Source organism: Myxococcus sp. AB036A, assembly GCF_006547355.1.
Classification (GTDB): Bacteria; Myxococcota; Myxococcia; order Myxococcales; family Myxococcaceae; genus Myxococcus; species Myxococcus virescens.
On the sequence record NZ_VHLC01000053.1, the window covers coordinates 1 to 14,964 of the forward strand.

The 14,964-nt window shown below is 64.7% G+C and carries 7 protein-coding genes; 5 read left to right on the forward strand and 2 right to left on the reverse strand.

Features of this window, described 5'->3' with window-relative positions:
* A partial coding sequence (locus tag FL344_RS21395; RefSeq protein ID WP_141619841.1) for a thioesterase domain-containing protein occupies window positions 1–1,477 on the forward strand: 1,477 nt, incomplete at its 5' end.
* 118 nt (window positions 1,478–1,595) lie between these two features.
* Here the strand turns inward: FL344_RS21395 and FL344_RS21400 are convergent.
* Window positions 1,596–2,459 carry an N-acetylmuramoyl-L-alanine amidase gene (locus tag FL344_RS21400; RefSeq protein ID WP_194863199.1) on the reverse strand — a complete coding sequence of 288 codons (864 nt, stop codon included), beginning with the start codon at window positions 2,457–2,459 and terminating at the stop codon, window positions 1,596–1,598.
* A gap of 172 nt (window positions 2,460–2,631) precedes the next feature.
* On the opposite strand from FL344_RS21400, the gene FL344_RS21405 reads away from it, so the two are divergent.
* From FL344_RS21405 to FL344_RS21420, 4 genes are all read left to right on the forward strand, one after another.
* On the forward strand, window positions 2,632–3,783 hold the full coding sequence (locus FL344_RS21405; RefSeq protein WP_228565248.1) for an SH3 domain-containing protein: 1,152 nt from the start codon (window positions 2,632–2,634) through the stop codon (window positions 3,781–3,783).
* Window positions 3,784–4,058: 275 nt separating this feature from the next.
* Complete coding sequence (locus FL344_RS21410) at window positions 4,059–8,732, forward strand: hypothetical protein (protein WP_228565249.1); 4,674 nt, start codon at window positions 4,059–4,061, stop codon at window positions 8,730–8,732.
* A complete protein-coding gene (locus tag FL344_RS21415; RefSeq protein WP_141619844.1) occupies window positions 8,732–11,281 on the forward strand; it encodes a hypothetical protein in 2,550 nt (849 codons plus the stop codon). The genes FL344_RS21410 and FL344_RS21415 overlap by 1 nt, the downstream gene beginning before the upstream one ends.
* A gap of 23 nt (window positions 11,282–11,304) precedes the next feature.
* A complete protein-coding gene (locus FL344_RS21420; RefSeq protein WP_141619845.1) occupies window positions 11,305–12,273 on the forward strand; it encodes a LysM domain-containing protein in 969 nt (322 codons plus the stop codon).
* 88 nt (window positions 12,274–12,361) lie between these two features.
* Here FL344_RS21420 and lon read toward each other — a convergent pair whose 3' ends face one another.
* A complete protein-coding gene (lon, locus tag FL344_RS21425; RefSeq protein ID WP_090495423.1) occupies window positions 12,362–14,845 on the reverse strand; it encodes an endopeptidase La in 2,484 nt (827 codons plus the stop codon).
* Window positions 14,846–14,964 lie beyond the last annotated feature (119 nt).

Consider the following 14,964-nt stretch of genomic DNA (forward strand, 5'->3'; position numbering starts at 1 on the left):
CCGGACGGGGGACGAGGTGAGGTGGCAGGAGGGTGGGCTGCTGGAGTTTGTGGGGCGCCGGGACGCGCAGGTGAAGGTGAGGGGGTACCGGATTGAGTTGGGGGAGGTGGAGGAGGCGCTGAAGCAGCACGCGCAGGTGAAGGAAGCGGCAGCGGTGGTGAGGGGAGAGGGGCAGGAGAAGCGGGTGGAGGCGTACGTGGTGGCGCCGGGAGGAGAGGGAGGGGCGCTGAAGGAATACGTGAGGCAGAAGCTGCCGGAGTACATGGTGCCGTCGGTGGTGGTGGTGCTGGAGGCACTGCCGCTGACACCCAACGGCAAGGTCGACCGCAAGGCATTGGCTGCTACGGACCTGCGGTCGCGCGTTGCCATCGAGGCCTTCGTCGCGCCGCGCACGGAAGCCGAGCACGCGCTGGCGGGCATCTTCTCGGAGGTGCTGGGCGTGCCACGTGTCGGTCTTCATGACGACTTCTTCGAACTGGGAGGCCACTCGTTGTTGGCAACCCAGGTCGTGGCGCGTGTCCGTACAGCGCTGGGCGTGGACATGCCGCTGCGCGCGCTCTTCGAGGCGCCCACGGTGTTGCGGCTCGCGGTCTGGTTGCAAGGCTCGGAAACGGGAGGGGCCGTGCGTGACTGTGTGGCATTGCAGCCCGATGGTGCCGGCACGCCTGTGTTCTTCGTGCACGCCGTAGGCGGCGCGGTGGGGCCGTATCGCGCGCTGGCTCGGCGCATGGGACGCGAGCGGCCTCTCTACGGATTTCAGGCCGCGGGGCTCGATGGACGCGAGCCTCCTCTGGAGCAGGTGGAGGCGCTCGCCCGCCGCTACGTTGAAGCAATGCGCGAGCGTCAGCCCGAGGGGCCCTATGTGTTGGGCGGCTGGTCCCTGGGGGGCGTGGTGGCTTTCGAGATGGCGCGAGAGCTGGAGCGTCTGGGGCAGTCCGTGGCGCTCCTGGTGTTGCTGGATAGCTTCGCTCCCGACGAGAGCGCGCCTACACGGGAACCCGATGCGGCGTTGCTGCTCGCGGGAATGGCCATGGACCTGGCACGGACGGCAGGTGCCGAGTCCACCCTGCGTCCGGAGGCGCTCTCGGGCCTGACCGAAGAGGAGCAGCTCGCCGCCCTCGTCGAGCATGCGCGACAGGCAGGGTGGCTGCCTCCCGAGGTCGAGGCGTCAACGCTCCGCGCCTGGCGTGATGTGACTCGCGCGAACCTGCGGGCGTTGGCGGCCTACCGTCCTGGTCCCGTTCGGTGCCCCGTGTTGTTGCTGCGTGCGAAGGATGCGCAACGCTCCCAGGCGGTGGAGCCGTCCCACGGGTGGGCCCGCTGGGGGCTGTCGGGCCTCACCGTGGAGGACGTTCCGGGAGACCACTACAGTGTGCTCAGGGAACCGCGGGTGGAGACTCTGGCGCGCCGCCTTGTCGAACACGTCGGCGCCGCCACTGAGCGGCACGAGGCGGCGGGGCAGCAACGCGAGGGCTGAGCGAGGACTCCGCCTGAATGGCAGAGCCATGATGCCCGCTCACCAATGAATGGCGAGCCATCCACCAAGAGGTCCGGTGGATGGCCGGGGGCATGTCACGGGACGCTGCGGCTCGGGTTCAGCGGGGGCGGGTTGTGCGTGGCTGGGGGGACGCTTCGGGCGCGAGCGCATCCACGAGTCCCTGGGCCACGGCGGCGGCGAAGGCTTCCAGCGTCCGCTGCTCGCGCCACCGTGCGACCTCCTCGAAGTCGAGCGCATGGTGGGTCTCGATGATGACGGAGGGGATGCGCGGCTTTCGCAGTACGAAGATCTGCCTGTGCGTGGGCTCTCGGGCCACGAAGACGCCAGGCTGGGCGGTGTCGATGGCGTAGAGCCCCTCGTAGTCCACGCCGTCATAGGGCGGGAAGCCCGCCTGGCCCAGCCTGCGCGCCAGGGCGCGGGCCAGTCCCGCGCGTCCAGTCTGGAGGAGCGCGGTGGCTTCCGCGGACTCGGACCAGAGCACGGTGAAGCCAGGGGCGGAGTCCTGCCGGTTGCACTCCTGGTCCGGATTTGGAGACCATGGCGTGGCGGTGCCTCGCGAGTCGGAGTGCAGGCTGAGCATGGCATGGGCGCGCCACCGCTCGGCGGCGGTGACGCGGGTGGGATAGGGGATGCGCTCGCCCGGCCTGCGACTCAGGCGCACCTGGAAGTGGCCGGTTGCCTCCAGCCGCTTCGCCAGGTCTTCCGCCACTCGGAGGGTAAAGGTCTCCTCGTCCTCGCAGGTGACGCCTTTGTTGCCGGTGTTCCCCTCCGCGCCGTGCCCCGCGTCCAGGTAGATGCGGCGCTTTCCAAAGTCCTTGGGGAAGCACACCTCGGAAATGGTGAGGGGCGCGCCCGGAGCGGGCCATGTGGGAGAGGGAGCGACAGTGGTGGGCTCGGAAGAGGCAGCGGGGCTTGCCCACAGGGCGAGTCCCAGTCCCAGCAGCAGAAAGGTCTTCGGCATGGTGATTGAAATGCCCAAGAAAGGATCGTCGCTGCGTAGTCTCCCTTGTTGATGGGGTGGTGTGGAAGCCCACGTCGCGGTCTTATTCGACTCACTGAGTAGAACAACTCCTCATGAACCTGCGTCGGACTGGCATGCGAGTGTCTTCAACCGAGGGGGAAGGGTACAGGGCATGAAGACGATGCTGCTAGGTCTGCTGGTGGCCGCCGCTGGGGGAGAGCCGCCGCCGGCATACGTGCTGGGTTCCTCGGTGAATCTGCGGAAGGAAGCCGGCAAGACGGCGGAGGTCCTCCAGAAGCTGCCCATTGGGACGGAGTGCCGAACGCTGGAGTCCCTCGAGGGGGGCTGGGCCCGGGTGCGCTGCGGAGAGGCGGAAGGCTTCGTGGTGGGGGCGTTTCTGGGCCCCGAGAAGCCGTCGGCGGAGAAGCTCGCCGCGGAGGCCAAGGACCCGAAGCGGACGTTGCTGCAGCGAGAGGAGAGCGCCCTGCGTGCCGCCACGTTGGCTCCGGAGGACGCCGGCCTCCAGAAAGAGCTGGCGACGTTGTTCTTCGAGCGCAACCTGGAGGCCGTCGCGCGGCTGAAGAAGCCGAGCCTGCGGAGGTCGTTCGAGTTTGACTGCACGGTGGATGAGCCGGCTCGGTGCCTCCGGGGTACGAGCGCGCTCTTCGTCGACGGCGTCAAGGTTCGGGCCGAGACGAAGAAGAATCTGTTTGTCATCGCGTTTGGCACGGCGGAGACCTTGACCGTCTACCGGGGTCGGTTCCGATTCGACAACAAGCACTTCGAGAGGACTCAGGAGGCTCACGTTCAGGGTGAGGTTCTGGAGGAGATCACCTCCGCAATCACCCATTCCCTCGATAGGGCTCTCTTCTCAGAGGCCGCAATGCCTTCGAAGAACGAGTTGTGGCCAGCCTTCGGGCGATACGTGTTGAGCGAGGCTGCGGCACAGGTCGTTTCGGAAACTTCATCTGAATGGGCGTTGCTGACATTGGAGAGTGAGGATGGCGTTCCCAGGGTGCGATGGAACGCTTGCCTGAAGAGACCTTACAAGCTGTTGTTGAGGCGTGACATTCATGGGCGGGTGCTCGTCGTCATCGAGGGTCCAGGTGGTGGCTTGGAGCGGTATTGGGTGACGGCTGCATCGAAGAGTGAGAACAGCCTCGACCTGACGCTCGAAGACTTTTACGGGCGGAACGCGCGTCAAGAGCGCTTCAAGCTGCCGGAGCCCGGAGCGGACATCGCGTTCTTGGGAAAAGCCGCCTACACATATGCGTTTTCGAAGTACCCCGATACTGGGGGGGAATGTCTGGAAGGTGGTCCCTGACGCAGAGTCGGTCCCGACTTCGAGCTGCCGTTGAGATGTTTGAAGCAAGGAATTGATCTGGTGCACTGGGGGAGTGCACAGAGATGGATTGATTGAACGCACTCATGGGGGAGCGCGTTGTGTCTCGGAAAAATCGATATCCGGCCTTGTGGGACTATGAGGTCCCTGGGCAGCTTTTGTCTGCGCTGGATGAATATCATATCTTGAAGGTCCCATTGCTCGGGCAGCATTACCCGAAAGGGCCGGGAGATTGGTGCGGGCGGACAGCCAGTGCAATGGCCTATAACTATTACCAAGTGGTTCAGGGGGGCGATTTTGCTTCTCGCTTCGTGACGCACTGGGATGGAGGCAAGCCGGGGCAGTTTGTGGATCTGCGATATCCTGGTGGGCAGCGAGCGTTCCATACGAAGCCCACAGCCCCGCCCTTTAATGCCAATCTGAGTGGGTATTCGGTCTCGAATCGCAGCCCTGTTCCTGTTCCTGTCTTGAGTGTGTCTCCTCCGCAGTTTGGGATGGATGACAAGCATGGGTTCGAGGCGGGTGATTTTAGCGCCTCCAAGGTGCTTGGTTTTGCGTACGACCATGTTCTGCCATGCTCGATCAAGGAACGGCGCAGGATGGCGGCGAGAATTGCGAACGATCCGAATTTGATTGAGGGGAAGTTATCGCTGATTCTCAAGGCGCTTGTTGCCAATAATCCGGTCATCTTTTATTCGGGATTCTCTGCGAACAAGACTGAGCCCATTCATCTTGTTCTGATTGTCGGATTCGCCTGGCTGGTGGATGCTTCCGGACGTCATCTCTGGCTGGCGGTTGCTGATCCGGCGACACAGAACAACAAGATTGGTGGCAAGAAAGGAAGCGGTCTTTTCTTCCCTCCCGAATCAGGATCGAGGGATGGAACGGATCTGAATGCGATTGCAAAGAAGCAGGTCACGGGTGAGCACGATCTTCTTCGGGTACGCAGAGGTGACTGGGAGAATGCGCAGGCGTCCGTAGTCCTGATTCGTGCCCGCAAGCTGTTTGAGGAGAACACCTATAGCGCGGTGCCTGACGACTTGTTCATGGACTACCGCCACGACGAGCACAAGGGTGGAGCCTTTCTCTACTCGCTCCGTCCCACCGTCGTCCCGCCTGGTTTTCTCGAAACCAACGTGATGCGCACGGTCGCGTATCCGTTCGACCACGGGGATACCCGCTTCCGGCCCATCAACTGCTATGCCCTCACGGAGACGGAAATGCCGCCCGGCGGGCTCTTCCCATTGGGAATGCGCCGGAATCTTCATTCGGGAATCCATCTGCCTGCGTCGCATTTCTCGGCGCGAGAGGGGACGACGAGCTCCGCAGCCGGGTCCGGCGTGCGAGAGGTTCGCTGCTTTGCCCCAGGTTACGTGGTGGCCGTCCGGCTGGCCCATGGCCTGCCTGCTCCCCTCGAAGAAAAGGAGCGTGTCGAGACGGGACCCGAGGCGCACGAGTTGGCCCGGGAATTCACGGGCAACCACAACTCCTTCGTCCTCGTCCGGCACGATGTCGAAGAGGTAGCGAAGACGGAGGGCCAGCCGCCGCGGCGTTTTACGTTCTACAGCCTCTACATGCACCTCGCTCCTCCGGACTGGAAGGACCCGGACACATACCGGAACGTGGACTGGTTGAAGCTGCTCGTGCGGCGCCACGGCGCGCTGACGGTGGTTGATCCGGCGCATGAGGCGTTTCGCCAGACACGGTGGTTGCAGGAGGCCCTGCCGGAGGCGGGAGCGGACGTCGTCGAGAAGAAGGGGGGAAGCTACTCCGTCGTGGGGACGGGATTGGGCGTGCCCGAGACACTGCGCCTGGGAGATGCACAGGGGGACGATGTCCGAGCGCTCTGGAGGCCGGCGGACCAGGACCTGACGGGGATTCATGAAGCACTGCGCGAGGGGCGGATGGTGACGCTGCGTCACCCCTTGCTCAAGCTGGAGGCTGGCGCGGTGCTTGGCTACGTCGACAGCAGGAGCAAGGCCATCGGGGATGGCTTCGTCCACTGGGAAATCCTGGCGCCCTCCGAGCCAGGGCAGCTCAAGGACTTCCTCGACTTCGCGAAGGACACGCTGGGGCTGGGCGACTTCTTCAAGGTCTTCGAGGAGGCGGACCAGAACAACTTCTTCGACCCGTCGAAGGGAGAACTCGACGCGCTGATGAAGCTGGCGCCCAAGTCGATTCACGCTGCGGGGAGCCCCGAAGAGGAGTGTCTCGCTCGCTTCGAGCAGACGTATCACCACGGCGCGCTCAAGGAGATTCTTCGCTCACCTCGCGCGCTCGCGTTCTCGTCCGATGATGCGCCTGGTGATGCCGGCGAGCCTTCGTTTCCCGCGGAGCTTGTCATCACCAACTACAAGGACACGCTCCCTGAGGGGACCTACTGGCTCAAGTTGACCTTCGAGCCTCCTTTGGGCGAACGGTACGTCGCTTACGATGGAAAACAGAGCCGTCTCAACGTGCGCTTGCCGGCTGGGGCTCGACGAATCTTCGTGGAGCCGGCCGACGGCTCCGGCTTTCTGCTGCAGGTGGGCGGCGGTGCTCAGGATGCACTCGAGCAGGAACTCCAGCACTTCAAGAGGCTGGCATCCGTCCGTTGGCGAAACGTGGTGCTCAGGCACCTGAACGAGTGGTTGCCGGAGAGCATTGTCGTTCAGGTGATGAAGCATCTGGAGATTCACGGTCAGCTTCGAATGGGGAGCCAGATCGCCGACATCCAGCAGCCGGACGAGGCCAAGAGGCTGCTGGGCCGCTACGCGGAGGCAGTCGGATTCTGGGCCCACCCGGAGGAAGTACCCTTCCTCGGGCCCGTGGGGGACAACGGTGGCAAGAAGGCGCTTTTCGCAGCGGCGCCTGACGTCGACCAATTGCCCGCGAAGGGGCTGGTCGACAACCCGCACCCAGTCACCTTCGCCTGGCTCCTGATGCTCATGGTCCGGTATGGCCTCGTCCGGTTCTCGGACCTGCCGGCCTGGCGCCCGAGCAACTCGAAGGACGTGCTCGCGGTGGGGTGGCTCCCGGCACGAAGCGCTCATCCCGCATACCGGGTGGGGGAACTCCTGGACGTGGGGGCCGTGGTGCGCGGGAGCGGAGATGACGAGGTGGAGCTGCATGTGCTGCATGAGGGCACACGCTGCTTCCTCGCGAGCGGAAGTTGCACCGAGGGTGCTTTCTTCGCGCAGGTGGAGTTGCCGGGTTGGGGGGCCTGCACGCTCGACATGCCGGGTGCCCGGCTTGTGGGAGCCGCGACATTGGAGGTGCTCCCGCCGGTGTTGCTGGGTGGGCGCGAGTCGGCGGAGGTTCCTGGGAGCCAGGTTGTTTCCTCGGCTCGTTACGCTCCCGAGTCTCACAAGGATGGAACGTTCTCCTGGCGTATTCCCTTCAGGGGGAACTGCCCAAAGCTTCTTCGGGGTTGGGTGCTTCTGAGCGCATGGGCGAAGGCCACGAAACAGGAAGGGCTGCACCCGGAGGCACCTGCGTTCGAACTGGCCCGTGTGGCCATCCCCGTGCAGGGGCGGGAGGACTTCGCGTTCAATGAGGCCTCCGGACTCCGCGTCGTTGACGGCTTCATTCAGAAAGGGGCGCTCAAGAAGCTGGAAACGTATGTGACGCGGCACTTCACCTACCGCGCCTTCTTGAAGGCCGCTGCTTCCAAGGCAGAGCCTCCGCTGACCTGGGCGCTCGTGGAGGCGGTGGAGCGTGTCCAGTGCGCGTATTCAGAGAAGCAGTTGCTGGTGTTGTCCGCGCTGGCCGAGGACGGATTGTCCATCGTGCTCACGGCCACGAATGCCCGGCGGTTGAAGGATGCCGCCGAGAAGGTTCGAGAGGATGGCTGGTTCACCGCCTTGGAGGACGCGGCCAAGGGGGCGATTCGCGTCCGAGTCCCAGCGCCAGCGGAGGGACGTCATCCTGGTGAACTTGTCGTCCGGTTCGACGCCAGCGCTGCTTTCTCGGAGCTGCGGAAGGGCATCCCAGGTACCCATGAGGTCCATGTGAAGTTCGGCGCGTTCTTCCCGAACGGGGGAAGCGCACGGGACTCGCGCCTGGTGACGGCGGATACGCTAGGGAGCCGATGTGAACCTGTGACGCTCGACGCGCTGCGGAGCGGCGCCAAAGCGGGGGCGCTGGAGGTGTGGTCCACCGAGGTGTCGGAGGTCCTTCACATCCCTTCGCTCGAAGCGCCCAAGGTCTTCGTCACCGCCCGGGGGATTCAGCTTTCCTCGCGGTTGCTGGGTGGAAATCGGACCTTCTGGGAGAAGGCTCGACCCATCATCAAGGTGGGCCACAGTTCCCTCGATGAAGCCGCCGCACGTCAGTCCGTCATCCAGAATGGGTGCGTGGTGCGGACCTTCGGGTTCGAGGATGCGCAGGTTCAGGGGCGAATTCTCATCCCGACCGCTGAGGTGGTGAACAAGCATGTGCCCCTGGGGCACGAACGGATCGACGTCCAGCCCGCGAAGGGCCGTGCTTACACCATGCAGCGCAACGCCAGGCTTGAAGCTCGGTCTCACTACCATGATGCCTTCAGCCTGAAGGTCGCCGTCATGACGGAGGCCGTCCCGGTGAGCAGACCCTTCCGATTGGAACTCGCCAGTCCGTCGCTGCCAGGCGGCCCGCCCGGGCTTCCGCTGAAGCTCAAGAAGGGCAGCGTTGTCTACAAACCAGAACGCCAAGGGCAAGGTCTGACGGACGTGGAAGGGGCGCTCCATGCGGACGTGGACCTCAATGACGTCGAGGCCGCGTTGGAGGGCGCCAGGGAATACGTGCTCCGTGTCGTCCCGATTCATCAGAACGACGCGGATCTTGCTCGGGAGCTGAAGCTCTCGTTGCCCGAGCGGATCGTGCCCCGAGTACACGACGACGTGCGGATTCGCCCCAATCTGTGGTGGTGGTCAGACGACCTGGGGGCCGTGCCCATGAAGGGGGAAGGGTGATGGCGGACACAGCCGTTGCTTCACAGTCACATGCTGGCGCCGAGCGCTTCGAGCTTCGGCGTGAACCGGGAGCCGAGGGCGCCTTCTATCTCGTCGCGGTGGCCCCCACGGAGCTCAAGCTCTCCCTGAAGAGCCACCGGGCCGTTCAGGACAGGATTGCCTTCATCCTGGAGGGAACGCACAAGAACCTGCCGGCGGACACGGTCTGCAGCGTTCTGATCAAGACGCACGCGCGTGGGGCGCCAGCGCGGGAGTACACGCTGGTCAACGTCCCACTGCGTGTCAATGGCAGGTCATGCACGTTGGAGTTCGAGGCGGACATCTACGAGGCGAGCTTCTTCGGCCGGGGCCACGCGGAGATGACCATCGTCCCCGACTTCCCCTTCGCGCAGGAATGCTGCCTCGAAAAGCCCTTCGAGTTCGACATCCCCCTGGGGCTCAGGGGGCTCGACCTGGGCGTCCCTGTCCTGTTTGGCCGGCGGTTCCACTTGAAGCCGGACATGGATGCACGTTTCTCCGGCGCGACGCTTCGGCTCTCCATCTACCACTCCGTGGAGCCGAAGCGTGGCGTGGCGCCGAGGATGGCTTCAGAGGAACAGCGCTATGCCGCGCTGGAATGGGGCGCTTCCGACTTGGGCGCGAAGGACTGGCGAGTTGGCTGCGCCTGGAGTGGGGACGGTCTCAGATTGCCATGGCGTGAGCCCATTCAGGGCGAGTACGCCTTCGACCTGCGGCTCGAAGTGCTCCGAGACATCGAGGGGGAGACGCGGCCCTACGTGGTGTGGGAGCAGCCAAGGGCATGCGTGTGCCCGAAGCCGAAGCTGACCGGGTTCGAATTCAAGCACCACGCGGTCACCGCGACGGTGGATCATCTGGAGCCGGATTTCGAGCTCCCCCTGGAACTGACCCACTGGCGGTACGAGGCTCAGACGCGAGGAGAGGCCTTGTCCTTCACCCTGATGGACCCCGTCTCGCGGCCGGTGTTGGTGAACGCCAACGAGAGGGGCCTGTTCCTACGGCAGTTTTTCGACGCTGAAGACTGGCTGCGCCGGAAGAGCTTCGCCTTGTTGCGGATTCCGCGCTCGTTGACGGGGACCGATGAATACGTGCCCATCCGCTCGGTGCTGGACTTCGATGAGACGCAATTCCTCGCGTTCGAGGACGAGGACCTGTGGCTGGAAGCCCCAACGTCGGCCAGGGCTCCCGCGAGGCAGAAGCAGGACCGGGTGCGCCAGGAGCTGGTGACGGCACTGGCCTCCAAGGAGTTGGCGGTCCGGCCTTCGCGCATGCCTCGCTTCGGGGACGTCTGGCTGGGGGCTCGCGACAACCACCTGCTCATCACCGTGAAGGTCATCGGGGATCTCGACTACTGGCGTGAGGCCTCGCCTGTTTTTTCCATCTGCGACGATCTGCGCCCCGCGGAGCCAACGGCCTCTCGGGAGACCGAGGTGCTTCGGTTGGAGGCGCGGCCTCTCGAAGGGAATCCTCGTTACTACGAGGCGCTCGTTCGATTCGACGATCCTCGAATCCGCCAGAAGGTCTTCATCCAGGGGCGAGTCTCAAAACCGGATGCGCGGCTCTGGGATGAATTGGTGGCGGCGCCACCGGCCTTCTCCGTGGAGTACCCAGGTGTTCCTCAGCTCCAGGGACTTCGCGCCGAGTTCGTCCAGCTCACGGATGATACGTCCATCCTGGAAGTCCGCTGTCAGGCCCTCCACATTCCCAATGGAAAGGAGGGGGATGTCATCGAGTTCCGCCTGTATGAGTTCTTCGCTGACGTCGCGGAGCCCGTTGTCTTCGGTGCCGTGCCCTTCCGGTATGAGGTCGCGAAGGGGGCGGCGGGGCAATGCGACGCTCGTGGACGGGTGGTGGCGCGTCTCCGGGAGCCGGCGCTCGTCGAGCGGATGCGGCGCAAGGGCCGATTTCGGATTGAAGCGCGCCTGGTGGATCGGGCGAATGCCAACCACTCCAGCGCGCTTCCTGCCATCCACCTGGATCTGGAGGGAACACCGCGCCGCATCGAAGGCACGCTCATCTACGGCAGCCACCCGAATGTGACGGAGGCGTTCCGGAGGAAGGTTCTGATCATCGCCGAGCAGTTGGAGATGAATGCCGATGATTTGATGGCGTGCATGGCCTTTGAGACGGGCAATGCCTTCCGGGCCGACACACCGAACCGGGCTGGGCATCAGGCGTTCGGTCTCATTCAGTTCACGGCCATCAACGAAGGAAAAGATGCGCTCGACATCAAGCTGTCCGCACTGGTGCGGATGAGCGCTGTCGAGCAGCTCGACTACGTCGCCAAGTACTTCCGCATGTGGAAGGCGCGGTCGAAGCTCCCTCTAGACAATCTGGGTGATGTCTACGCGTGCATCCTCTGTCCAGAGGCGCTCGGCAAGGACGCGTCCTTCGTCTGTTACGCCAAGGGGTCGAGGGGCTACGCGCCCAACAAGGGGTTGGACCGCGGTGGCAAGGGCTTCATCACCAAGGCAGACATCTTGGTTCCGGTGGAGCGGCACCTTCGTGAAGGCCAGAAGTTCCGCAAATAGAGACGTCTCATTCAGGTGACAGCATGTTTCTCCATTCTTGTCTGAAAGACGGGTTACGCGAGTACATTGTCCTCGCGCTCCATGAGGGGCTGCCCAACGGGTACACGCTCGTGACTCCTGCGCGGGGCTGGGCGCTGGAGCGGAGACTGCGCCAGTTCGCGCAGGATTCATCCAACCAGCGGACGCTCCAATCACTGGTCTACAGCCATGGACACCGCAGCGGGATGCGCGCACCGCTGCCGGTGGACGAAGTCGTGCGGCAGGCCGCGCTCCTTCTGGACTCGGGGGTCCTTCGGCTGGCGCAGGCGCCCCCGCGCGAGGTCGCCGTTTCGCCGTCATTCTCCGTTCCCCAGCCTGCGTGTGTGCCTGTTCCGGTGGAGGAGCCGGTCTGGCTACGGCTTCAGGTGGTGGACGACACCACCGATGTGCCCATTGCCGGCATCCAACTGCGCATCCAACTCGACGACCGGTCCGAGCATCAGGCCCGGACGGATTCAGAGGGCCGTATCGACCTGAAAGGCGTTCCGAAGGGGGGCGCCCACGTCCTGTCCGACCTGGAAGGAGCCACCGTGGACAACACATTGGCGCTGGTGCGGACGGGAGGCCCCTGGTCCCAGCAAAAGCCCGCGAAGAGAGGTCAGCGGGCGAGGGTGGCCAGCGCGCCGCGTTTCCTCGCACGTGTCACCCAGCACCGGGTCATCGACGGAGAGACGCTGGAGAGCGTGGCGGAGATGTATGGCCGCACGGTGGAGGAGCTCACCCGCTTCAACTGGAACACCACGGACGCGGCGGACATCGAGCGGCACCTCATCCTCGATGTGGGCTGCACGCGTAGGGGCTCGCGTGGGCAGTACGTCTTCACCCGAGAGGATGACCCCGGCATCCTCTACATTCCCCGTCCAGAGGCCGTTCCCCGGCTGCCTGTGGAGCACAGTCACATCCTGAGGGTGAAGCGCGTCCCGGAGCCGCGACACTTCCTGTTCTCGCTCTGAGCGCCACCTGCCCCGCAAAGACAACGGGCAGGTCCCCGAAAGAAGGGAACCTGCCCGTGTCACTTCCTATCGGCTGGAAGGCCGTGCACTAGGCGCGGACCTCGGGGGCGGACTCGGCCGGCTTCGGCAGCGGAGCCTCCTTGCCCGGCTCACCGCCCGGGGTTCCCGCCACGCCGACGGGAGGCGTCTCCAGCGCCGCCTTCAGGACGTCGTCCATGTGGGTGACGAAGATGAACTCCAGCTCGTTGCGCGCCTGGTCCGGCACGTCGATCAGGTCCTTGCGGCACCGCTCGGGCAGGATGACCCGCTTGATGCCCGCCCGGTGCGCCGCCAGCACCTTCTCCTTGATGCCACCCACCGGCAGCACCAGGCCACGCAGCGTGGCCTCGCCAGTCATCGCCGTGTCGTGACGCACGCGGATGCCCGTCAGGAGGCTGGTGAGCGCCGTCAGGATGGTGACGCCCGCGGAAGGCCCGTCCTTCGGAATGGAGCCCGCCGGGAAGTGCAGGTGCAGGTCCGTCTTCTCCAGGAAGTTCGGGCTGATGCCGAGCTGCTCTGCCTTGCTGCGCAGGTAGCTCAGCGCCGCCGTGGCGCTCTCCTTCATCACGTCGCCCAGTTGGCCGGTGAGCGTCATGCCGCCCTTGCCCGCCATCTTCGTCGCCTCGATGAAGAGCAGGTCGCCACCCGCCGCCGTCCAGGCCAAGCCCGTGGCCACACCCGGAACCTCGGTGCGCTCGGCGACCTCGGAGTAGAACATCTCGGGCCCGAGGATCTCCTTCACCCGGTCGGCGTTGATGGTCTGCTTCTCCGTCTTCCCGCCGGCCACCTCCACCGCCACGGCGCGGCAGATGTCCGCGATGCGGCGCTCCAGGTTGCGCACACCGGCCTCGCGCGTGTACGCGGTGGTCAGCGTGAGCAGCGCCTCGTCGGTGATGTCGATGTGGTCCGGGTTCAGCCCGTGCTCCTTGAGCTGCTTGGGCACCAGGTGGATGCGGGCGATGCTCTGCTTCTCCTCGAAGGTGTAGCCCGTCAGCTCGATGATCTCCATGCGGTCACGCAGCGGACCGGGGATGGGGTCGAGCTGGTTCGCCGTGGCGACGAACATCACCTTGGACAAATCGAAGGGCACGTCGAGGTAGTGGTCGCTGAACGTGTTGTTCTGCTCCGGATCCAGCACCTCGAGGAGCGCCGCGCTCGGGTCGCCACGGAAGTCGGCGCCGAGCTTGTCAATTTCGTCCAGCATCATGACCGGGTTCTTCGTGCCGGCCTTCTTCATGCTCTGGATGAAGCGGCCGGGGAGGGCGCCCACATAGGTACGGCGGTGGCCGCGGATCTCCGCCTCGTCACGCACGCCGCCCAGCGACAGGCGCACGAACTTGCGGCCCGTGGCCTTGGCCACGCTCTGGCCCAGCGACGTCTTGCCGACGCCCGGCGGGCCGACGAGGCACAGGATGGGGCCACGCATGTCGTTCTTCAGCTTGCGGACGGCCAGGTACTCCAGGATGCGCTTCTTCACCTTCTTGATGCCGAAGTGATCCTTGTCCAGCTGCTGGCGCGCGTTCTCGATGTCGAGGTTGTCCTCGGAGAGCTTCGCCCACGGCAGGTCGGCGATCCAATCCAGGTAGGTGCGCGCGACGGTGTACTCGCTGGAGGCCGCCGGAATCGTCTTCAGGCGGTTGAGCTCCTTGTTGGCGACCTTCTCCACGTCGGGCGGCAGGCTGGCCTTCTTCAGGCGCTCCTGCAGCTCGTCGAGCTCCTCTTCCTCCTCGCCCATCTCTCCCAGCTCTTCCTTGATGGCCTTGAGCTGCTGGCGCAGGTAGTACTCGCGCTGGGTCTTCGACATCTCGCCCTTCACGGCGGAGTCGATCTTGTTGGAGAGCTTGAGGATCTCCCGCTTCCGGTTGAGCAGCTCCAGCACGAGCTTCATCCGGGCCTTGAGGTCCACCGTCTCCAGGACGGCCTGCTTCTCCTCGATGGGCACGTCCACGTTGGCGGCGATCAGGTCCGCCAGGTGGCCGGGGTGGGTGATGCTCTCCACCAGCTCGGTGGCGGCGGCGGGCAGCTCGGGCATCAGCTCGATGACCTCGCGCGCCAGCTTCTTGAGGTTGATGCCCAGCGCCTCGACTTCCACGTTCTCCGAAGAGGTCTTGTCCTCCACGGCGTCCACGCGGGCCTTGAGGTAGGGCGCTTCCTGGACCAGCTCCACCACGCGGAAGCGGGCGAGCCCCTGCACCACGAGCGAGTAGTTGTCCTCGCCCATCTTCAGGAGCTTCACGATGCGGGCGACCGTCCCCATGGTGTAGAGGTCGGCGGCACCCGGATCTTCTTCTTCGGCGCGGCGCTGGGTGACGACACCGATGACCTGGTCGTCACGCACGGCGTCCTTGATCAGGGCGATGGTCTTCTGGCGGCCGACGGCCAGCGGAAGCACCCCGCCCGGGAAGAAGACACTGTTGCGCAGGGGGAGGATGGGAAGCACCTGCGGGATGTCTTCCTTGTTGATGAGCCCCGGAGGGGCCATCGCGGTGGGCATAGCGCTCGCAGCGGAGCCCTTCTTCTTCTCATCGGACATGAAATTCAGCCTTTTCCCTTCGACAACCAGTGAACATTTCCAGGTTTTCTGCGGCGGATGAACCAACGTAACAACCAAAACGGACATGGCAAACGCAGTGTGCGTTTTTCCGTCCCCCG